Annotated in this window: 17 protein-coding genes and 1 pseudogene; 8 read left to right on the top strand and 10 right to left on the bottom strand. The window is 72.2% G+C overall.

Annotated elements, in window-relative coordinates; translation table 11 throughout:
* Positions 1–75: 75 nt before the first annotated feature.
* Positions 76–2,604 (top strand): DEAD/DEAH box helicase, encoded by a 2,529-nt coding sequence (sftH, locus tag RFN52_RS22245; protein ID WP_311241026.1) that lies wholly within the window; start codon positions 76–78, stop codon positions 2,602–2,604.
* Here sftH and RFN52_RS22240 read toward each other — a convergent pair.
* The 7 genes and pseudogenes from RFN52_RS22240 to ssd form a co-directional block, all read right to left on the bottom strand.
* Positions 2,495–2,902 (bottom strand): annotated as a pseudogene (locus RFN52_RS22240) (Rv3654c family TadE-like protein); the annotation flags it as partial. The gene sftH and the pseudogene RFN52_RS22240 sit on opposite strands and share 110 nt — an antisense overlap.
* 140 nt (positions 2,903–3,042) lie before the next feature.
* Positions 3,043–3,402: a TadE family type IV pilus minor pilin gene (locus RFN52_RS22235; RefSeq protein ID WP_184848353.1), complete on the bottom strand. Its 360-nt coding sequence runs from the start codon at positions 3,400–3,402 to the stop codon at positions 3,043–3,045.
* Positions 3,389–3,598, bottom strand: a complete 210-nt coding sequence (locus RFN52_RS22230; protein ID WP_184848351.1) for a DUF4244 domain-containing protein — start codon at positions 3,596–3,598, stop codon at positions 3,389–3,391. Before RFN52_RS22230 ends, RFN52_RS22235 begins: the two co-directional genes overlap by 14 nt.
* A 69-nt stretch (positions 3,599–3,667) precedes the next feature.
* On the bottom strand, positions 3,668–4,462 hold the full coding sequence (locus RFN52_RS22225) for a type II secretion system F family protein (RefSeq protein WP_184848349.1): 795 nt from the start codon (positions 4,460–4,462) through the stop codon (positions 3,668–3,670).
* On the bottom strand, positions 4,459–5,331 hold the full coding sequence (locus tag RFN52_RS22220; protein ID WP_184848347.1) for a type II secretion system F family protein: 873 nt from the start codon (positions 5,329–5,331) through the stop codon (positions 4,459–4,461). The genes RFN52_RS22225 and RFN52_RS22220 overlap by 4 nt, the downstream gene beginning before the upstream one ends.
* Positions 5,328–6,539: a TadA family conjugal transfer-associated ATPase gene (locus RFN52_RS22215; RefSeq protein WP_184848345.1), complete on the bottom strand. Its 1,212-nt coding sequence runs from the start codon at positions 6,537–6,539 to the stop codon at positions 5,328–5,330. Before RFN52_RS22215 ends, RFN52_RS22220 begins: the two co-directional genes overlap by 4 nt.
* Positions 6,536–7,648: a septum site-determining protein Ssd gene (gene ssd / locus RFN52_RS22210; RefSeq protein WP_184848343.1), complete on the bottom strand. Its 1,113-nt coding sequence runs from the start codon at positions 7,646–7,648 to the stop codon at positions 6,536–6,538. Before ssd ends, RFN52_RS22215 begins: the two co-directional genes overlap by 4 nt.
* A 574-nt stretch (positions 7,649–8,222) precedes the next feature.
* On the opposite strand from ssd, the gene RFN52_RS22205 reads away from it, so the two are divergent.
* Positions 8,223–9,056, top strand: coding sequence for an HAD family hydrolase (locus tag RFN52_RS22205; RefSeq protein WP_184848341.1), 834 nt, complete (start codon positions 8,223–8,225; stop codon positions 9,054–9,056).
* A 335-nt stretch (positions 9,057–9,391) separates the two neighbouring features.
* Here the strand turns inward: RFN52_RS22205 and RFN52_RS22200 are convergent, their stop codons facing one another.
* On the bottom strand, positions 9,392–10,216 hold the full coding sequence (locus RFN52_RS22200) for a Fic family protein (protein WP_184848339.1): 825 nt from the start codon (positions 10,214–10,216) through the stop codon (positions 9,392–9,394).
* A gap of 90 nt (positions 10,217–10,306) precedes the next feature.
* Positions 10,307–11,572: a polysaccharide deacetylase family protein gene (locus RFN52_RS22195; RefSeq protein ID WP_184848337.1), complete on the bottom strand. Its 1,266-nt coding sequence runs from the start codon at positions 11,570–11,572 to the stop codon at positions 10,307–10,309.
* Between the two features lie 292 nt (positions 11,573–11,864).
* Between RFN52_RS22195 and RFN52_RS22190 the strand changes: the two genes are divergently transcribed.
* The 6 genes from RFN52_RS22190 (at position 11,865) to RFN52_RS22165 (ending at position 20,030) form a co-directional block, all read left to right on the top strand.
* Complete coding sequence (locus RFN52_RS22190; RefSeq protein WP_184848335.1) at positions 11,865–14,234, top strand: bifunctional SulP family inorganic anion transporter/carbonic anhydrase; 2,370 nt, start codon at positions 11,865–11,867, stop codon at positions 14,232–14,234.
* A 311-nt stretch (positions 14,235–14,545) separates the two neighbouring features.
* On the top strand, positions 14,546–16,501 hold the full coding sequence (gene acs, locus RFN52_RS22185; protein ID WP_184848333.1) for an acetate--CoA ligase: 1,956 nt from the start codon (positions 14,546–14,548) through the stop codon (positions 16,499–16,501).
* Positions 16,502–16,702: 201 nt separating this feature from the next.
* On the top strand, positions 16,703–18,139 hold the full coding sequence (gene nhaA, locus RFN52_RS22180) for a Na+/H+ antiporter NhaA (RefSeq protein ID WP_184848331.1): 1,437 nt from the start codon (positions 16,703–16,705) through the stop codon (positions 18,137–18,139).
* Positions 18,140–18,259: 120 nt separating this feature from the next.
* Entirely contained in the window at positions 18,260–18,748 is a 489-nt protein-coding gene (locus tag RFN52_RS22175; protein WP_062928293.1) for a phage holin family protein, read from the top strand.
* On the top strand, positions 18,745–19,683 hold the full coding sequence (locus RFN52_RS22170) for an alpha/beta fold hydrolase (RefSeq protein ID WP_184848329.1): 939 nt from the start codon (positions 18,745–18,747) through the stop codon (positions 19,681–19,683). The genes RFN52_RS22175 and RFN52_RS22170 overlap by 4 nt, the downstream gene beginning before the upstream one ends.
* A 164-nt stretch (positions 19,684–19,847) precedes the next feature.
* Complete coding sequence (locus tag RFN52_RS22165; protein WP_079129072.1) at positions 19,848–20,030, top strand: hypothetical protein; 183 nt, start codon at positions 19,848–19,850, stop codon at positions 20,028–20,030.
* 66 nt (positions 20,031–20,096) lie between these two features.
* On the opposite strand, the gene RFN52_RS22160 is transcribed toward RFN52_RS22165, so the two are convergent.
* Positions 20,097–21,296 (bottom strand): MarP family serine protease, encoded by a 1,200-nt coding sequence (locus tag RFN52_RS22160; RefSeq protein WP_184848327.1) that lies wholly within the window; start codon positions 21,294–21,296, stop codon positions 20,097–20,099.
* Between the last annotated feature and the right edge of the window lie 7 nt (positions 21,297–21,303).

The raw sequence follows: 21,303 nt of genomic DNA, 5'->3' as shown, positions 1-21,303 counted from the left end.
TCCTCCAGCACCTTGCTATCGAGCGGTCGCCCTAGGGGCATTCGGCTTCAGCCCCTGGACGCTTCGCCAGCCGCGATGGCATTCAATCACTTACCGGCAGGCGTGCACGACGCCTTGGCTCCATTGTCCGTCACGCCAGTGACACACTCGGTGCCGATGGCCAAGAATCACCGATCCGATCGAACCCGGACGGACCCTGCCTCCCGACCCGCGCCGGGCGCGGTCCTGGACCGGCTCGCGTCCGGTCCCGGCAGGGCTGCGCGCATTACTCATACGGAGCACTTGCCCCCACGTGAGGGTCGGCATGCCGTCTGGCCGGACCGGATCCGCGCGGAGGTCGTCGCGGCCGTGCGAGCCGCGGGCATCGAGCATCCCTGGGCCCACCAGGCACGCGCGGCGGAGCACGCCCTGGACGGGGATTCGGTCGTCGTCGCCACCGGCACGGCCTCCGGCAAGTCCCTGGCCTACCTCGTGCCGGTCCTGTCCGCGCTCGTGGAGGGCGCGGAGGCTCCGAACGGCCGCGGCGCGACCACCCTCTACCTGGCTCCCACCAAGGCTCTCGCGGCGGACCAGTGCCGTTCCGTGAAGGAACTTTCACATCCCCTGGGCCATTCCGTTCGCGCAGCCGTGTACGACGGCGATACTCCGTTCGAGGAACGCGAGTGGATCCGCCAGTACGGCAACTACGTCCTGACCAACCCGGACATGCTGCACCGCGGCATCCTGCCGTCCCACCCCCGCTGGTCCTCCTTCCTGAAGTCGCTGAAGTACGTGGTCATCGACGAGTGCCACACCTACCGGGGTGTCTTCGGCTCGCACGTCGCCCAGGTGCTGCGCAGGCTGCGCCGGCTGTGCGCCCGCTACGGCGCGTCGCCCGTGTTCCTGCTGGCCTCCGCGACCGCCGCCGAGCCCGCGGTGGCCGCCCGCCGCCTGACCGGGGTGCCGGTGCTGGAGGTGGCCGACGACGCCTCCCCGCGCGGGGAACTGGTCTTCGCCCTCTGGGAGCCGCCGCTGACCGAGCTGCACGGCGAGAAGGGCGCACCCGTCCGCCGCACGGCCACCGCCGAGGCCGCCGACCTGCTGACCGATCTCACCGTGCAGGGCGTGCGCTCGGTCGCCTTCGTCCGCTCCCGGCGTGGCGCCGAGCTGATCTCGGTCATCTCCCAGGAGCGTCTGGCCGAGGTCGACCGATCGCTGGCCGGGCGTGTCGCGGCGTACCGGGGCGGCTATCTCCCCGAGGAACGCCGCGCTCTCGAACAAGCCCTCCAATCGGGTGAACTGCTGGGCCTCGCCGCGACGAACGCCCTCGAACTCGGCATCGACATCTCCGGCCTCGACGCGGTAGTCATCGCCGGCTACCCGGGCACGCGCGCCTCCCTGTGGCAGCAGGCGGGCCGGGCCGGACGGTCCGGGCAGGGCGCCCTGGCCGTCCTGGTGGCCCGAGACGACCCGCTGGACACCTTCCTCGTCCACCACCCCGAGGCCCTGTTCGACCAGCCCGTCGAATCGACCGTCCTCGACCCGGACAACCCCTACGTGCTGGCCCCGCACCTGTGCGCGGCCGCCGCGGAGCTGCCGCTGACGGACGAGGACCTCGACCTGTTCGGCCCGGCCGGCGAGGCCCTCCTGCCGCAGCTGGAGGCCGCGAAGCTGCTGCGCCGCCGCACCCGGGCCTGGCACTGGACCCGCCGCGAGCGCGCCGCCGACCTGACCGACATCCGCGGTGAGGGCGGACGCCCGGTCCAGGTCGTCGAGACCGGCACGGGCCGGCTGCTCGGCACGGTCGACGCGGGCGCCGCGCACTCGACGGTGCACGAGGGGGCGGTCCACCTCCACCAGGGCCGCACGTACCTCGTGCGGTCGCTGGACCTGGAGGACTCCGTCGCCCTCGTCGAGGAGGCCGCCCCGCCCTACTCCACGGTCGCCCGCGACACGACATCGATCTCCGTCCTGGAGACGGACGTCGAGATCCCCTGGGGGGACGGCCGTCTCTGCTACGGCTCCGTCGAGGTCACCAACCAGGTCGTCTCCTACCTCCGCCGACGGCTCATCACCGGTGAAGTGCTCGGTGAGACCAAACTCGACCTCCCTCCCCGTACGCTGCGCACCCGCGCCGTGTGGTGGACCGTCACCGAGGACCAGCTGGACCGGGCCCGGATCAACCCCGAGATCCTCGGCGGCTCCCTGCACGCCGCCGAACACGCGTCGATCGGCCTGCTGCCCCTCTTCGCCACCTGCGACCGCTGGGACATCGGCGGCGTGTCGATCCCGCTCCACCCCGACACGCTCCTGCCCACGGTCTTCGTCTACGACGGCCATCCGGGTGGCGCGGGCTTCGCGGAGCGTGCCTTCCACACCGCCCGCACCTGGCTGACCGCCACCCGCCAGGCCATCGCCTCCTGCGAGTGCGACGCCGGCTGCCCGTCCTGCATCCAGTCCCCCAAATGCGGCAACGGCAATGACCCGCTGCACAAGAGGGGGGCCGTCCGGCTCCTCACGGTGCTGTTGGAGGGGGCTCCTGAGGAGAAGGAGACGGCGGACGAGGCACCTGAGCAGGCTCAGGGAGATCCAGCAGACCCGTCGGAGGCCCCGCCCGGGCCCTGACCTCCGCTGTGAAGGGCCCGCGGCCCGACGCCGCCGTCACGTCCGAGATCTCCCCGGCGACCTCGCACCGCACGAGCCGCGCGCCCTGTGCCCGGGCCACCCGGCCGGCCCGGGCACAGGCAGCCGTGCCACCGTCGGCCCAGTGGTCCGCCGCGGCGAGCGCCGCGAGATCCGCACCGCCCGCCGCACGATGGCGGATGACGACGGCCTGCCCGAGCGCGAGCACGACACCGAACACCACGCACAGAACGGCGATCGCCCCGACGCTCCAGACGCTGGCAGACCCCCGGTCCGGGCCGAGCCCATGAACGCCCTGCTCGGCGCCGACGGCCCCCCGGCCCCGGCCGACACCCCGGACCGCGACGGACCCCCGGCCCGGGCCGACACCCCGGACGGCAGCCGATGCCCGGTCCTGCTCGGCATCCCTTCGACGCCGTCTCACGGGCCCACCGCCTCCTCCGCCGACGCCACGGCCTCCTCGCGCACGGTGAAGGACAGACCGCGCAGCACCGGTGGCTCCGCCTCGACGACCACCCGGACGTGCTCCGCATCCCGGCTGACGGTCACCGTCGCGCCCGGCGGCGCCGCCTCGCGGGTCAGCTTCACGACCGCCCCGGGCGGGTCCTGCCGGGCCGCCGCACGCGCACCCGTCCGCGCCGCGTCCACACACTGGATCTGCGCGGCCACGACCAGCAGCCCCCACACCAGCGCCATCGCGAACATCACCAGAACGGGCAGCACCACGGCCGCCTCCGCCGTGACGAACCCCCGGTCCGCGCCCCGCTCACATCCGCGCATTGAGGGCTTCCTTCACGATGTTCTGCAGCTCCGTGCTGACCGGGCCGCTCGTGACGACCTTGTAGAGCACCACCGCGAACGCCACCGCCGCGACGATTCCCATCGCGTACTCGGAGGTCACCATCCCCGCGTCCCTCCGCGCCGCACGCATCCCGCACACCAGGGCACGCAGTCGTGCCCGTACCGCCTGATACATCTCAACCCCCGTGGGAAAGAGTCCGAACCCCTGTTGTTCACTGCTCACTGCTTGCGGTCGGTCGCCGCGTCATCCACCACCCCCTCCGAGCACCCCGCCCGCGAGGCCGATCACCACGGGCAGCACGCCGACCGCGATGAACGCGGGCAGGAAGCACAGCCCGACCGGCGCACTGACCATCACGCCCGCCCGCCGGGCCCGGGCCGTCGCGGCGCGGCCCCAGTCGGCCCGGGCCTCCGCGGCGAGCCGCGCGACCGGTACCGCGGCGGGCAGTCCGGACACATCGGCCCGTTCCAGCAGCCGTGCGAGACCGCCTGCGCCCGGGACGGCACCCAACGTCCGCCAGGCCGAGCCCGGTTCGCCGCCCAGCCGCACCTCCGCCGAACCCCGGGCGAGGGCATCGCCGACAGGTCCGCGCAGGGCCTCACCAACCGCCTGCGCGGCGATCACCGGGCCGGCGCCCGCCGCGATGCAGGCCGCCAGCAGGTCCGCGGCCAAGGGCAGTTGGCGCGCCGCCTCGGCGAGGTCGGGTGCCCCAGGGTCCGCCCCGGCCGTCTCCTGCCTGAGCCGCCACCGCCACAAGCCCACCGCGCCGACCAGTCCCACCGCGGCCCCGGTGAGCCCTCCGGCAAGCACCCATCCGGCGCAGGCCACGCCCACAGGGGGCAGCCACGTCCGCGCGGCCCCGCGCCATGCCCGCCGTGGGACGGGAACGGTCGCTTCCCGGACCCTCGACAGCCCGGCCAGCCGTCGGCGCATCCTCCGGCGGCGTCGCACCTCCACCACCCACCGCACCGGCCACACGCAGGCCAGCACGATCCCCACGGCCGCCCCCAGCCTGTGGACAACTTCTCCGCTGCTCATGTCGCCGCCTCCGCACCCCTCACGATCCGCTGCACCCACCACAGCCCCAGACCCTCCAGCACCCCGCCGGCCGCCAGGCAGCCCAGCCCCGCCCCGGTGTGCAGCAGGACGTGCAGGGGATCGGCCCCGAGGGCGGTGCCGATGAGCAGCCCCAGGGCCGGCAGCCCGGCGAGCATCACCGCGGTGGCCCGGGCACCCGCCAACTGGGCCCGCAGATCTGACCGCTGATCCCGTTCGGCACGCAGTGCGGCGGCCAGCCGGTCGAGTCCGGCGGCGAGCCCGGCGCCCTGGTCCACGGCGACCCGCCAGCACGCCGCGAGTCCCCGCAGTCCCTCGGCACCCGGTTGCCGGGCCGCCGTAGCGAGCGCGCCCGGCACGTCACCGCCGAACCGCGCCGCCGCCAGCACCGTCGCCTGCGCGTCCGCGAGTCCGCCGCAGTCCCGCGCGGCCCGCAGCAGCGCCTCACCCGGCTGGCGTCCGGCCCGCACCTCGCCGGCGAGCGCTCCGCACAAGGCGACCACCGCGTCGGACCGGCGCTCCCGGTCCCGCCGCGCCCGGCCGGCCAGCCGGACCCGCCGCAGCAAGGGCACCCCGGCCGCACCCAGGACGGCCGGCAGCACCGACGCCCCGAGCACCGCCAGGACCAGCCCGGCCACCGGTGACCACCACTCGGGCCGCAACCGCCCGCGGACGTGCCGCAGTTCACCGGCCATCCGCCGCCAGCCGGGCGGCCCGCTCCCCGCGGCTTCGCCGCTCGCGAGCAGCAGCCGCGCCCGTCGCGCCGCCCCTTGGCGCTCACCCAGCAGCCAGACGGCCGCGCCCACGCACGCCACGGCCGCACCCATCGACATCTCAGGAATCCCCGTCATGACGTCCCCTCCGCCCCGGCCTCACCCGGCCCGCTCCCGCTCGCGCCGCCCCGAAGCAGCCCCCGCAGCCGCTCCCACCCCCGCTCACACGCGAACGCCTCCGCTCCCCACCGCAGCGCCGGCACCGTCCGCACCAGGCCCGACGGGTCCCGCTCCAGCACGTGCACCTCGGCGATCCGCCGCCGACCGGTCCGATCGCGTACCAGGTGCAGCACCACGGAGAGGGCGGCCGCCAACTGGCTGTGCAGCGCGGCCCGGTCGAGCCCGGCGGCCGTACCCAGCGCCTCCAGCCGGGCCGGTACATCGGCGGCGGCGTTGGCGTGCACGGTTCCGCAGCCGCCCTCGTGGCCGGTGTTCAACGCGGCCAGCAGATGCACCACTTCGGGCCCGCGCACCTCGCCCACGACCAGCCGGTCCGGCCGCATCCGCAGGGCCTGGCGCACCAGGTCCTCCAGGGTCACGAGGCCCGCGCCCTCCTGGTTGGCGGGTCTGGTCTCCAGCCGCACGACGTGCGGGTGTTCGGGCCGCAGTTCCGCCGAGTCCTCGGCGAGGACGATCCGCTCGTCCGGTCCCACGAGCCCCAGCAGGGCACTCAGCAACGTGGTCTTGCCGGTGCCGGTGCCTCCGCTGACGAGGAAGGACAGCCGGGCGTCGAGCAGGGCGCGCAGCATGCGGTCCCCGCCCGGCGGCACTGTGCCCGCCGCGACCAGCTCGCCCAGCGTGAAGGCGCGCGGCCGTACGACCCGCAGTGACAGGCAGGCGCAGCCCACCGCCACCGGCGGCAGCACCGCGTGCAGCCGGGTGCCGTCGGGGAGCCGGGCGTCGGCCCAGGGACGGGCGTCGTCCAGACGGCGCCCGGCCACCGCTGCGAGGCGCTGGGCGAGCCGTCGTACGGCCGCCGCGTCGGCGAAGCGGACCGGCGTCAGCTCCAGTCCCCCGCCCCGGTCCACCCAGACCCGGTCGGGGGCCGACACCAGCACGTCCGTCACCGAAGGATCGGCGAGCAGCGGCTCCAGCGGCCCGCTGCCGACCAGCTCGGACCGCAATTGTGCGGCGGCTCCCAGGACTTCGGCATCTCCGAGGACCCGCCCCTGCTCCCGCAGAGCCTGCGCCACGCGCGCGGGGGTCGGATCGGCCCCGCTCTCGGCCAGCCACCGCCGCACCCCGTCGAGCAGCGCCGCGCCTTCGGTTCCGGCCAGGGTGCTCATGCCGCACCCGCCTCGGCGAGCGCCCGCTCCCAGAACTCCTTGCAGAACCGGGCGAGGGGTCCGCGGGGAGCCGCGCCCGGTGGCGCCGGGGCGTCGTCCGGGCGCGACAGACCCGGCTCTGCCGGTACCTCGCCGACCAGGGGCAGTCCGAGCAACCGGGCCACCTCACGGTCGTCGAGCCCGGGTGGGTAGGGCCCGCGGACGGCCACCCGCAGGTCCCGCAGGACCATGCCGACCGCGGAGGCCACCCGGCCCGCGGCCGCGACGGCCCGCAGCTCGGCGGGCACGACCAGTACGCCCACGTCCAGCTGGGTGAGGACCTCGGCGACGCCGTCGTCGATCCGGCGCGGCAGGTCGACCACGACCGTGCCGCCCCGGCGCCGGGCCGCCGCGAGCACCGCCCGCACCGCCTGCGGCGGGACCGCGATCCGGTCGCCGCGGTCCCAGCTGAGCACGCGCAGCGCATGCAGTTCGGGCAGCGACTCCTCCAGGGCGCCCCCGCCGACCCGGCCGCGCGAGGAGGCGAACGCGGGCCAGCGCAGCCCTTCGGCCGTCTCACCGCCGAGGAGTACGTCGAGTCCGCCACCCAGCGGATCGGCGTCCACGAGGAGGGTGCGCAGTCCCTCCCGCGCGGACGTGACGGCGAGGGCACACGCGAGAGTGGATGCTCCCGCCCCGCCCCGGCCGCCGATGACGCCCACGGTGAGGGCGGGCCGGCCGACGCCCTCGGCCACGTCGGCGATCCGGTCGACCAGCCACTGCTCGCCGTCGGGCAGCATCAGGACGTGCTCGGCCCCGATCTCGACGGCCCGCCGCCACACCCCGGAGTCGTCCTGGTCCCGGCCTACGAGCACCACGCCCCTTCTGCGCACGGCCCCGCGCACCCGCCGCGCGGCGTCGTCGCCGACCAGGACGAGCGGTGCGGCCTCCCAACTGCCCCTGCGCTCCGGCACTCCGTGGTGCACCTCGGGTGTGGCGCCCGCCGCCGCGCACAGGCGCAGCAGGTCGTCGAGGAGTTCGGTGTCCTCGGTGACGATCAGCGGTCCGCCCTGCCGCCCTCCGGCGCCCGGCGGCGGGTCGTGTGTGACGGTTCCGGTCACGGTTTCCATCCCCCTTCGCTGCATGGCTCGCGCGGCCCCTGCGGCCCGCGATTCCCAAACGCGGGAAGAACCGGCAAGCGGCCTCCCTGTGAACGGCCGACAGAAACCGGCCATACGCCCCCGGGTACTCGGAACCGGCCATGAACTCGCCGCGAGCGGGGCGCGCTGGAATCACGGTGCAGCGATCCCGGAAATCGTGTGGATCTTGGTGGATAACTGTGGACACCCGGGGGGTTGTGAATATCGCCGTCACCCGTACCGGTGAGCCGCTCCGACCCTCTGTGCTGCTCCCACAGAGCAGCCCGATGACTACTCAACGTCATAAGACATGGGCATGCCAAGTCCTTGCTGCACGTCCGCACAGGAGCGGCGTTCAGGCCGTGAAACGAGGGAGAAAACCCACCCGGACATGCGACGACCCCCGCCGGGGGGGAGAGCGGGGGTCGTCCCCACGGCCGACTCGGGGGGGGAGGAGTCGGGCCGGGTTAGCACGGTCGCGAACGATCCGTGACTTCCATGGTGTACCCGAGAGCCTTCTCAGGCAAACCCACGCGCCCCACCTTACGCCGAATGGGCTGCCCCTATGCTCTGGGACGTGGAAAACCACTCGTTGCCCCGCACAGCCGCCTTCTTTGACCTGGACAAGACGGTCATTGCGAAGTCGAGCACGCTCACGTTCAGCAAGTCGTTCTACCAAGGCGGTCTGATCAACCGCAGGGCCGTCTTGCGTACCGCATATGCCCAGTTCGTCTTCCTGGCGGGCGGCGCCGACCACGACCAGATGGAGCGCATGCGCGCATATCTGTCCGCCCTGTGCCGCGGCTGGAACGTGGAACAGGTCAAGGAGATCGTCGCCGAGACGCTGCACGACCTGATCGACCCGATCATCTACGACGAGGCCGCCTCCCTCATCGAGGAGCACCACACCGCCGGCCGCGACGTCGTGATCGTCTCCACATCCGGCGCCGAGGTGGTCGAGCCGATCGGCGAGCTGCTGGGGGCGGACCGCGTGGTCGCCACCCGCATGGTCGTGGGCGACGACGGCTGCTTCACCGGTGAGGTGGAGTACTACGCGTACGGCCCCACCAAGGCCGAGGCCGTCAGGGAACTGGCCGAGTCCGAGGGCTACGACCTCAGCCGCTGCTACGCCTACAGCGACTCGGCGACCGATGTGCCGATGCTGGAGTCCGTCGGGAACCCGCATGCCGTGAACCCGGACAGGGCACTGCGCCGCGAGGCCCTCGCGCGCGGGTGGCCGATCCTCGACTTCCACCGCCCGGTCCGGCTCAAGCAGCGCATCCCCGCGTTCTCCGTGCCGCCGCGCCCGGCGCTCGTCGCGGTGGCCGCGATAGGCGCCGCCGCGGCCACCGCGGGACTCGTCTGGTACGCGAACAGGCGCCGTACGACGGCCGCTTGACCTGCGGCGACAGGCCGCCCTGTGTGAACCCGAAAGTAAAGAAGTGCAGCCTGGACTTCCGCTTGCTCCGGGGCAGGAGTACAAAGGACTCAACGGCCCGCGAGACCAAGGACATCCGAGAGGATCACCTTTTAACGCATTTGGCCCCACGGACCGAGCATGAACACCGGGCACCCACGCGACGTCGACCCGTCGAATACGGGCCAGCCGCACCAGGTCACGGGCAAAGCTCCCGGCCTGATGGGCATATATCGAGGACGCTTGGTAACCCGATGCTCATGCCAGCGGCGGTACGAGATCTCGTACCGCCGCATCATTTTTCCGGCCGGGTGATGTCAGGCCGCTCCGCGCTGCAGCGCCTCGCACACGGCCATCGACTCGCGGGCTCCCAGTTCGACCGCCCTGCCGCAGTGGGCGATCCATGCGGCGACTCCCTCCGGGGTGCCGGAGACGTACCCGCCGAGGGCTTCCAGATAGGCGTCACGGCCCAGCTCGGCGTGGCCGACCTCGGCCGCACAGACCGACTTCGGGTCCAGACCGCTGCCGACCAGGACGATGCGTTCGGCCGTGCGGGCGACCAGGCCGTTGTGGGAGGTGAAGGGGCGCAGCGCCAGAAGCTCGCCGTGTACGACGGCGGCCGTCACCAGCGCCGGTGCGGAGCCGCCCGCGATGATCAGGCCGGCCAGTCCGTCCAGCCTGCCGTGCGTCTCGGCGGCGCTCGGCAGCGGCAGTCCGACGAGCGGCTCGTCGACCTGCTCGCCCTCCTTGCGGGGCCGTCCCACCTGATCGGCCTTGTCCGCGGCCGCCACCAGGTGCAGCCGGGCCAGCACCCGCAGGGGCGACTGCCGCCAGATCGACAGCAACTGGCCCGCCTCCGCGGTGAGCCGCAGGGCGGCGCCCACGGTGCGGGACTCGTCGTCGCCGCTGAAGTCCGTACGACGGCGCACCTCCTCCAGGGCCCAGTCGGCCCCGGAGAGCGCGGCCGAGCCGCGGGCGCCGCGCAGGGCTGCCTCGGAGGTGATCGCGTTGCTGCGCCGCCGCATGACCCGGTGCCCGTAGACCCGGTCCACGGCCTTGCGTACGGACTCCACGGAATCGGCCACTCCGGGCAGCGCCCCCAGGGCCGCGAGGGGATCGGCGGTCGCGCCTGCTGTACTCATGAGTACGACCCTACGCATCCCTGGGCCCGGCCCCACGGCGGAGTGGCCTTCTTCACGCGCGCGTGCGCCTGGCGGCATCACCCCGGAGAGCTACCGCTTGGCCGCCGGAGGCCCGGGGACACCCTTGGGAGCCGGGGCGGGCCGGTCCGACAGGAAGGACGCCCAGCCCTCCTTGGGCGCCTGGCCGACCGGCAGGGTGCGCAGCTTCTCCAGCGTGTTCGGGTCCTGCGCGTCCAGCCAGTCCACGAGCTGCCGGAACGAGACGCAGCGCACTTCCTCCTTGGTGCACACCGTCTCGATGACCTCCTCGACGGCCCGCATGTAGGTGCCGCCGTTCCAGGACTCGAAGTGGTTGCCGATGATCAGCGGCGCGCGGTTGCCCTGGTAGGCCCGTGAGAAGCCCTTGAGCAGGCCGTCGCGCATCTGGTCGCCCCAGAAGCCGTGCATGGCGGGGTTGCCCTGGGTCTTGGTGCCCGACTGGTTGACCATGAAGTTGTAGTCCATGGTGAGCTGCTCGAAGGAGTGGCCGGGGAACGGCACGAGCTGCATGGACACGTCCCACAGACCCTCCTTCTTCTTCGGCCAGACCTGGTCGTTCACGCCGCTGGTGTCATAGCGGAAACCCAGCTCGCGGGCCGCCCTCATGAAGTTGCGCTGGCCTTCGAGGCAGGGCGTGCGGGCGCCGATGAGCTCCTTGTCGTAGTCGAAGGGCAGCGGGGCCGCGTCCTTCAGGCCGGTGTTGGTCTTCCAGGTCTTCACGAACTGCTTGGCCTGGGAGATCTCGTCCTTCCAGTCCTCGACCGACCACTCGCCCACCCCGCCGCCGCTGCCGCAGAAGTGGCCGTTGAAGTGGGTGCCGATCTCGTTGCCCTCCAGCCATGCCAGGCGCAGCTGCTTCGCGGTGGCGGCGATGCCGCGGCGGTCGTTGAAGCCAATGTCGGAGCGCCCCGGCGAGTGCTGCGGCGGCCGGTACCGGTCACGCCTGTCCTCCGGCAGCATGTACACGCCGCTCAGGAAGTACGTCATGGTCGCGTTGTTGTCCCTGGCGACCTTGCGGAAGTGGGAGAACAGCTTCTGGCTGTCCTCGCCCGCGCCGTCCCAGGAGAAGACGACGAACTGCGGGGGCTTCTGGCCGGGCCGCAGGCGTTCGGGTCTGGGCAGGCGCGGCTGGGCGCCGGTGTAGGCGGTGGAGCCGTCTCCGATCAGCCGGACCGCACTCTTCGGCGCCTGCGCCGGCGTCGCCTTCTGCGGGGCGGGAGTCTTTTGCCGGGGGGTGCCGGTCGCGCAGCCGGCGAGCGATGCGGCGCAGACCGCGGCGATCACGGAACTCGCGGCGATCCTGTGGGTGGCGGCCATGTTCCGCCCACCTTCTTCCTTCTCTCGGGTGCGGACAGCGCCGCCAAATTCGCACGAGATCGAGAAGGAATTAGTACGACAAGCCGATCAAATAGCCACTTCACCCTTCAGGGTGATCTATTCGCCCATTTGCCCGTAAAGTCTATGCTCGTCCTTTACTCTGCATTACGATCCGTTTACCGAGCGTTGGATTCATCCCGCCGATTTACGCCGTGACCGCCGCGACCGAACCCCGCCCCGAGCGGGACCCCACAGTTACGCGACCGCGCAGCCCCGGAGGAGACGGGAAGCCATGTCAGCCTGCGTCCCCACACGCGCCACCGATCCGAACCGAACCGAACGCACCCATCCGCCCCACAGTCCGCCGCCGCCCGGGCCCCGCCGGTTCCGGATCGCGGGTGCCGATGTGTCGGCCTCGATCGCGGTCTTCCTGATCGCCCTGCCCCTGTCCCTGGGCATCGCCCTCGCCACCGGCGCCCCCCTCCAGGCCGGCCTCGTCGCCGCGGCCGTGGGCGGACTGGTCGCCGGGCGGCTCGGCGGCTCCCCGCTCCAGGTGAGCGGACCGGCCGCCGGACTCACCGTCGTCACCGCCGACCTCATCCAGCGCTACGGCTGGCGGACGACCTGCGCCATCACCATCCTCGCCGGCCTCGCCCAACTGGGCCTGGGCTGCCTGCGCGTGGCCCGTGGTGCGCTCGCCGTCAGCCCCGCCATCGTGCACGGCATGCTCGCCGGGATCGGCGTCACCATCGCCGTCGCCCAGTTGCACATCGTGCTCGGCGGCACCCCGCAGAGTTCCGTCCCGGACAACCTCCGCGCGCTGCCCGCACAACTGGCGGACATGCGCCCCGCGTCGGTGTCCGTGAGCGTGCTGACCCTGGCGCTGCTGCTGCTCTGGCCGAGACTGCCCGGCCGGGCCGGACGCCTGCTGCGCAAGCTTCCCGCCGCGCTCGTCGCCGTCGCCGGAGCCACCGCGGCCGCCGCCCTCGCCGGGCTCCGCCTGCCCAAGGTCGACCTGCCGTCCTGGAGCAACCACGCCCTGGCCGGACTGCCCGAGGGCCCCGTGCTCGGCCTGGTCGCCGCCGTGCTCACCACCACGCTGGTGTGCAGCGTGCAGTCGCTTCTCGGCGCCGTCGCCGTGGACAAGCTGGTGTCCGCCCGCCCGGGCCTGTCCGCCCGGGTCGGGCGCTCTCGCCTCGACCGCGAACTGCTCGGGCAGGGCGCCGCCAACATCGTCTCCGGCTCGCTCGGCGGGCTGCCCATCGCCGGTGTGGCCGTGCGGAGTTCGGCTAATGTGCACGCGGGTGCCGTCAGCCGGAGCTCCACGATGCTGCACGGCGTTCTCGTAGTGATCGCCGCGCTGCTGATGGTCCCGATCCTGGAGCTCATCCCGCTCGCCTCGCTCGCCGCCCTGGTGATGGCCGTCGGCATCCAGATGGTCTCCCTGAACCACATCCGCACGGTGACCCGCCACCGGGAGGTCTGGGTCTACGCCGTCACCACCCTCGGCGTGGTCTCCCTCGGCGTCCTGGAGGGCGTGGCGCTCGGCATCGCCATGGCCGTCGGCGTCGCCCTGCACCGCCTCACCCGCACCCGCATCAGGCACAATGAGAAGGAAGGAGTCCATCACGTACACGTCAGAGGGCAGTTGACGTTCCTCGCGGTGCCACGGCTCAGCCGGACCCTGCATCTCGTGCCCCACGGTGCCGACACCGTCGTCGAGCTGGACGGGTCGTTCATGGACCACGCGGCGTACGAGACGTTGCAGGACTGGCAGAAGACGCACACCGCGCAGGGCGGCACCGTCGAGATCACCGGCCGGCATCCCGGAACCCGCATCTCCGAGCCCCAGGCCTCCGGCGACTGCCGCTGCCGGCCCTGGACACCCTGGCGCAACCACCAGTGCGACGGCCCCCAGTCCACACCCCCCGCCGAGAAGAACCCGGACGGGTCGGACCGCTCCGAGCCGGACCCGACGGGCACCGGCGGAGCCAGCGGGCACGAACTGGCGCGTGGCATCAGCGCGTTCCAGCGCAACACCGCACCCCTGGTGCGCAGCGAGCTGGCCCGGCTGGCACGTGAGGGGCAGCGGCCCTCGCAGCTCTTCCTGACCTGCTCGGACTCCCGGCTGGTCACATCGATGATCACCTCCAGTGGCCCGGGCGACCTGTTCGTCGTGCGCAACGTGGGGAACCTCGTGCCGCGCCCGGGCGAGGAGAGCGGCGACGACTCGGTGGCCGCCGCCATCGAGTACGCCGTGGACGTGCTCCGGGTACGGTCCATCACGGTGTGCGGGCACTCTGGCTGCGGCGCGATGCAGGCCCTGCTCGACTCCGAGCCCGGCGGCGCCCGGACCCCGCTGAAGCGGTGGCTGCGGCACGGGCTGCCGAGCCTGGAGCGCATGGCCGACGCAAGTCGGCCCTGGGGCAGGCTGGCCGGGCGCACCCCCGCAGACGCGGTCGAGCAGCTCTGCCTGACGAACGTCGTCCAGCAGCTGGAGCACCTGCGCGCCCACGACTCGGTCGCCCGGGCCCTCGACGAGGGCGCGTTGGAGCTGCACGGGATGTACTTCCACGTGGGCGAGGCCGAGGCGTATCTGCTCACCGAGACGGATGCCGGTGGGGTCTTCGACCGCGTACGGGAGTCGGACCTGACGGCGTGAGCCGGACGCCGGGCCGGGGATGCTCCGGCCCGGCACCGGTTGGGGTGTGCTCCCGGTCGAACCGAGAGCACACCCGGTTGCCCTCTGTGGCGGACGGTCCTGGCCGGCCGCCGATCGCCCGAGTTCCAGGTGACCGGCAGCACACGACGTGAACTTTCCCTGGTCGGCGTCCGTGGGTACGGATGACCCCGGTCCCGACAGCACCGCTCGACAGGTCTAAACCAATCGGCGGTCGGCCCTTGTCATCGCACCCCCGGGTCTGATGAGCTGTGGCCTGGGACACAACGGACACCCTGGGAAAGGCAGATGCCGTGAGCAACGAAAGCCTGGCCAACCTGCTCAAGGAAGAGCGCAGGTTCGCACCCCCCGCCGACCTGGCCGCGAACGCCAACGTCACGGCGGAGGCGTATGAGCAGGCCAAGGCTGACAGGCTCGGCTTCTGGGCCGAGCAGGCCCGTCGGCTGACCTGGGCCAAGGAGCCCACCGAGACGCTCGACTGGTCGAACCCGCCGTTCGCCAAGTGGTTCAAGGACGGCAAGCTCAACGTCGCCTACAACTGCGTCGACCGGCACGTAGAGGCAGGGCACGGCGACCGGGTCGCCATCCACTTCGAGGGCGAGCCCGGCGACAGCCGCGCCATCACCTACGCCGAGCTCAAGGACGAGGTGTCCAAGGCGGCCAACGCGCTGCTGGAGCTGGGCGTTCAGGCCGGGGACCGGGTCGCCGTCTACATGCCGATGATCCCCGAGACGGCGATCGCGATGCTGGCCTGCGCCCGGATCGGCGCCGCCCACTCGGTCGTCTTCGGCGGCTTCTCGTCGGACGCGCTCGCCACCCGCATCCAGGACGCCGACGCGCGCGTGATCATCACCTCCGACGGTGGCTACCGGCGCGGCAAGCCGTCCGCGCTCAAGCCGGCCGTGGACGAGGCCGTCGAGAAGGCGGGCATCGTCGAACACGTCCTGGTCGTGCGCCGCACGGGCCAGGACGTCGCCTTCACCGAGGGCCGCGACGTGTGGTGGCACGACCTGGTCGGACGGCAGAGCGCCGAGCACACCCCGCAGGCCTTCGACGCCGAGCACCCGCTGTTCATCCTCTACACCTCGGGCACCACGGGTAAGCCGAAGGGCATCCTGCACACCTCCGGCGGCTACCTCACGCAGACCGCCTACACGCACCACGCCGTCTTCGACCTCAAGCCGGAGACCGACGTCTACTGGTGCACGGCCGACGTCGGCTGGGTCACCGGCCACTCGTACATCGTCTACGGCCCGCTGGCCAACGGCGCGACGCAGGTCATGTACGAGGGCACGCCCGACACCCCGCACCAGGGCCGCTTCTGGGAGATCGTCCAGAAGTACGGCGTGACGATCCTCTACACCGCGCCGACCGCGATCCGTACGTTCATGAAGTGGGGCGACGACATCCCCGCCAAGTTCGACCTGTCCAGCCTGCGCGTGCTGGGCTCGGTGGGTGAGCCGATCAACCCCGAGGCGTGGATCTGGTACCGCAAGAACATCGGCGGCGACCGCACCCCGGTCGTCGACACCTGGTGGCAGACCGAGACCGGCTCGATGATGATCACCCCGCTGCCGGGCGTGACCGCGACCAAGCCCGGTTCGGCGCAGACACCGCTGCCCGGCATCTCCGCGACGGTCGTCGACGACGAGGCCAGCGAGGTGCCCAACGGCGGTGGCGGCTATCTGGTGCTGACCGAGCCGTGGCCGTCGATGCTGCGCACCATCTGGGGCGACGACCAGCGGTTCATCGACACCTACTGGTCGCGCTTCGAGGGCAAGTACTTCGCCGGTGACGGTGCCAAGAAGGACGACGACGGCGACATCTGGCTGCTCGGCCGGGTCGACGACGTCATGCTCGTCTCGGGGCACAACATCTCCACCACGGAGGTCGAGTCGGCGCTGGTCTCCCACCCCTCCGTCGCCGAGGCGGCGGTGGTCGGCGCCGCGGACGAGACGACCGGGCAGGCGATCGTCGCGTTCGTGATCCTGCGCGGCACGGCCTCGGAGACCGAGGACCTGGTCGCCGAGCTGCGCACGCACGTCGGCAACACCCTCGGCCCGATCGCCAAGCCCAAGCGGGTCCTGCCGGTGGCCGAGCTGCCCAAGACCCGCTCCGGCAAGATCATGCGCCGTCTGCTGCGGGACGTCGCCGAGAACCGCCAGCTGGGTGACGTCACCACGCTGACCGACTCCACGGTCATGGACCTCATCCAGTCCAAGCTGCCCGCCGCGCCCAGCGAGGACTGATCACGGCACCGGCATGACGGAACCGATGGAGGGCACCCGATCATCGGGTGCCCTCCGTGAGCGCGTCCCGGCGGAGGCGAAGACCACCGGATGCGCGCGGCTGTACGGTTACCTAAACTAAGCAAAACAAGTGTTCCATGGTGCGCCGGGAAGTCTGGTCGGCAGGTGTTCCGCCCTGCCCATCGACCGGAGGTCTCCCCCGTGACCGCGCCCCGCTCCACCACCCCCCGCAAGGTCTTCGGCCGGCTGTCGCTGCCCGAGCGGACCTATGTGGCCGACGCGCTGCGCACCGAGACCGTCGGCGGGGTGCTGCTGCTCGCCGCGGCGGTCACCGCACTGCTCTGGGCGAACATCCCCGCGCTGCACGACAGCTACGAGAGCGTCTCCCACTTCCACATCGGCCCCGCCGCCCTCGGCCTCGACCTCTCCGTCGCGCACTGGGCCGCCGACGGACTGCTCGCGATCTTCTTCTTCGTCGCCGGGATCGAGCTCAAGCGCGAGCTGGTCGCGGGCGACCTGCGTGATCCGAAGGCCGCCGCGCTGCCGGTCGTCGCCGCCCTGTGCGGCATGGCCGTACCGGCGCTCGTCTACACCGTCACCGCGGCCGCCGGCGGCGGCTCCCTGGACGGCTGGGCCGTGCCGACCGCCACCGACATCGCCTTCGCGCTCGCCGTGCTCGCCGTCATCGGCACCTCCCTGCCCAGCGCGCTGCGGGCCTTCCTGCTCACACTCGCCGTCGTCGACGACCTCTTCGCGATCCTGATCATCGCCGTCTTCTTCACCGCCGACCTGAACTTCGCCGCGCTCGGCGGCTCCGTCGCCGGGCTGCTGCTCTTCTGGGTGCTGCTGCGCAAGGGCGTGCGGGGCTGGTACGTGTACGTGCCGCTCGCCCTCGTCGTCTGGGCGCTGATGTACAACAGCGGCATCCACGCCACCGTCGCCGGTGTCGCCATGGGCCTGATGCTGCGCTGCCACCGCCGCGAGGGAGAGGACCGCTCCCCCGGCGAGCGCATCGAGCACCTCGTGCGGCCCCTGTCGGCGGGGCTGGCGGTGCCGCTGTTCGCCCTCTTCAGCGCCGGTGTCGCCATCTCCGGCGGGGCTCTGGCCGACGTGTTCACCCGCCCGGAGACCCTCGGCGTCGTCCTCGGGCTCGTCGTCGGCAAGGCGGTGGGCATCTTCGGCGGGACGTGGCTGACGGCTCGTTTCACCCGCGCCTCGCTCAGCGACGACCTCGCCTGGGCGGACGTCTTCGCGGTGTCCAGTCTCGCCGGCATCGGCTTCACCGTCTCGCTGCTCATCGGCGAACTCGCCTTCGAGGGCGACCAGACCATGACCGGCCAGGTCAAGGCCGCCGTCCTGCTGGGCTCGCTGATCGCCGCGACACTCGCGACCGTTCTGCTGAAGATCCGGAACGCCAAGTACCGCCGTCTGTGGGCGGACGAGGAGCGCGATGAGGACGCCGACGGCATCCCGGACGTCTACGAGGAGGACGATCCCGCCTACCACTTGCGGCTCGCCGCCCTCTACGACCGCAAGGCCGCCGAGCACCGCCGGATCGCCCGGGAGAAGGCAGCCGAGCGCCACGGGCTTGCCGAAGTACCGGGCGGGGCAGGCGAGGACCACCACCGTCCGGCATGATCTGACGAGACGGTACAAAAGACGGGACCGTACGCAGTCGGACCGTGCCCGGCCGGAAGACTGCGGCGGGCCAGGAACACGACGCGGACAACGGACCGTACGCAGAAGAGGGAGACCGCGATGAGCGCACCCGACGGCAGCCCGGTCGGCGCCGAACGCAGCATCGGCCAGCTGTTCGCCTCGGCGACAGCGGAAATGTCGGCGCTGGTGCACGACGAGATCGCGCTGGCCAAGGCGCAACTCAGGCAGGACGTGAAGCGGGGCGCGACCAGCGGCGGCGCCTTCTCGGCGGCCGGAGCGGTGCTGATCTTCTCCCTGCCGATGCTGAACTTCGCGCTGGCGTACGGCATCCGCACCTGGAGCGACTGGAACCTCGCGGTCTGCTTCCTGCTGTCGTTCGCGGCGAACGTGCTGGTCGCGCTCGTCCTGGCGCTGGTCGGCATCGTCTTCGCAAAGAAGGCCAAGAAGAGCAAGGGCCCGCAGAAGGTCGCCGCCTCGATGAAGGAGAGTGCGGTCGTCCTGCAGAAGGCCAAGCCGCACCCGCGTCCGGAGCTCCCGCAGGACCGGGTCCCCGAGGCCATCGAGGCTGTGGCACGCTCGTCATCATGACGGACCCCGACACACCCTCGGCACCACCGGCTCCGGCCGTCCTGCTCGACGGCCCCTGGAGCCACCGCGACGTCGCCGCCAACGGCGCCCGCTTCCACATCGCCGAGCTGGGCGACGGGCCGCTGGTGCTGCTGCTGCACGGCTTCCCGCAGTTCTGGTGGACGTGGCGGCACCAGCTGGTGGCGCTCGCCGACGCGGGTTTCCGGGCCGTCGCCATGGACCTGCGGGGTGTCGGCGGCAGCGACCGCACGCCGCGCGGCTACGACCCCGCCAACCTCGCACTCGACGTCACCGGCGTCATCCGCTCCCTCGGCGAGCCGGATGCCGCGCTGGTCGGCCACGACCTGGGCGGATACCTCGCGTGGACGGCGGCGGCGATGCGCCCCAAGCTGGTGCGGCGGCTGGCGGTCTCGTCCATGCCGCACCCGCGGCGCTGGCGCTCGGCCATGCTGAGGGACGTCAAGCAGAGCCGCGCCGGTTCACACATCTGGGGGTTCCAGCGGCCCTGGATCCCGGAGCGGCAGCTCACCGCCGACGACGGGGCGCTCGTGGCGGAGCTGATCCAGGAGTGGTCCGGGCCGCGCCCACCCGAGGACGAGGCGCTTCAGACGTACCGCCGCGCCATGTGCATCCCCTCCGCGGCGCACTGCGCGGTCGAGCCGTACCGCTGGATGGTGCGCTCCCTGGCCCGCCCGGACGGCCTCCAGTTCAACCGGCGGATGAAGCGGCCGGTGCGCGTGCCGACCCTCCATCTGCACGGCTCGCTCGACCCCGTGATGCGCACGCGCAGCGCGGCCGGGTCCGGCGAGTACGTCGAAGCCCCCTACCGCTGGCGTCTGTTCGACGGCCTCGGTCACTTCCCGCACGAGGAGGACCCGGTCGCGTTCTCCTCGGAACTCATCAACTGGCTGCGGGATCCCGAACCTGACCGGTGACCGGCACCGGCCCGGGCACGACCGGCACCAGCACCAGCACCAGCACCAGCACCAGCACCAGCACGTGAACGCTTGTCCGACGAACGGCCAATTGCCCGGCGCATAGGCCAATTGGACCCTCCGGGCGCGGTTATCGACCATGGAGCGGGGGCACACGTCGGGGTATGGGCTGGACGCACGACTACAGTGACGCAACCCGCAATCGCCGCTCGGCGAGCGGTACGAACCCCCACCAGCGAAGCGGCGCACCGCAGATGGTGACCGCGGATCCCAGGGTGGGGATCCCGCGCATCCTCCGCCGCCGGGCCCGCTGGGTCTCCGTACGTCTGCGCCACACACGCGACTGAGGCGTCACCCCCGCGAGTGACGCCCCGACACCTGCCGCCCCGACACCTGTTGCCTCGGCACCGCGCCTAGAGCGCGCAGCTGTCGCTTCCCACCTGCTGGTTGGCGGTGCGCCCCTTGGTGATGTCCTCCTGGATCTCGTCCACGGTCAGCGCGTACCCGGTCTTGGCGTCGTCGAGGGACTTGGCGAACACCACGCCGTAGACCTTGCCGTCGGGGGTGAGCAGCGGGCCGCCGGAGTTGCCCTGGCGGACGGTCGCGAAGAGGGAGTAGACGTCGCGGCGGACCGTGCCGCGGTGGTAGATGTCCGGGCCGTTGGCCGAGATGCGGCCCCGTACGCGTGCGGCCCGCACGTCGTACGCCCCGTTCTCCGGGAAGCCCGCGACGATCGCGCTGTCGCCGCTGCTCGCGTCCTTGCCGGTGAACCGCAGCACGGGTGCCTTGAGATTCGGCACGTCGAGGACGGCGATGTCGCGCCGCCAGTCGTAGAGCACGACCTTGGCGTCGTACTTCCTGCCCTCGCCGCCTATCTGAACGGTCGGCTCGTCGACTCCGCCCACCACGTGCGCGTTGGTCATGACGCGGCGGTCGGAGAAGACGAAGCCGGTGCCCTCCAGGACCTTGCCGCAGCTCGGGGCCGTGCCCATGACCTTGACGATGGAACGCTGGGCGCGGGCCGCCACCGGGCTGTCGGCCAGCGCCGGGTCCGGGGGCCGGACGTCGGTGATCGGCTCGTTCGAGAACGGGCTGAACACCTGCGGGAAGCCGTTCTGCGCGAGGACGGAGGAGAAGTCCGCGAACCAGGTGGCCGCTTGGTCCGGCAGGGCCTGCGAGACGCCCAGCAGCACCTTGGAGTTGCGGACCTCCTTGCCGAGCGTGGGCAGCGTCGTGCCCGCGAGGGCCGAGCCGATCAGCCAGGCGACCAGGAGCATCGCCACGACGTTGACGAGGGCGCCGCCGGTGGCGTCGAGAGCCCGGGCCGGGGACCAGGTGATGTGCCGGCGCAGCTTGTTGCCGAGGTGGGTGGTGAGGGCCTGGCCGACGGAGGCGCAGACGATGACGACGACGACCGCGACGACGGCGGCGGTCGTGCTCACCTCCGCGTTGTCCGTCAGCGCGTCCCAGATGACGGGCAGCACGTACACCGCGACGAGGCCGCCGCCCAGGAAGCCGATCACCGACAGGATGCCGACGACGAACCCCTGGCGGTACCCCACGACCGCGAACCACACGGCGGCGACCAGCAACAAGATGTCCAGCACGTTCACGGAGGCC

It is taken from the genome of Streptomyces collinus (genome assembly GCF_031348265.1).
Taxonomy (GTDB): domain Bacteria; phylum Actinomycetota; class Actinomycetes; order Streptomycetales; family Streptomycetaceae; genus Streptomyces; species Streptomyces collinus.
The sequence above is the reverse complement of the archived record's forward strand: the minus strand, read 5'-3'. Positions and strand labels throughout refer to the sequence as shown.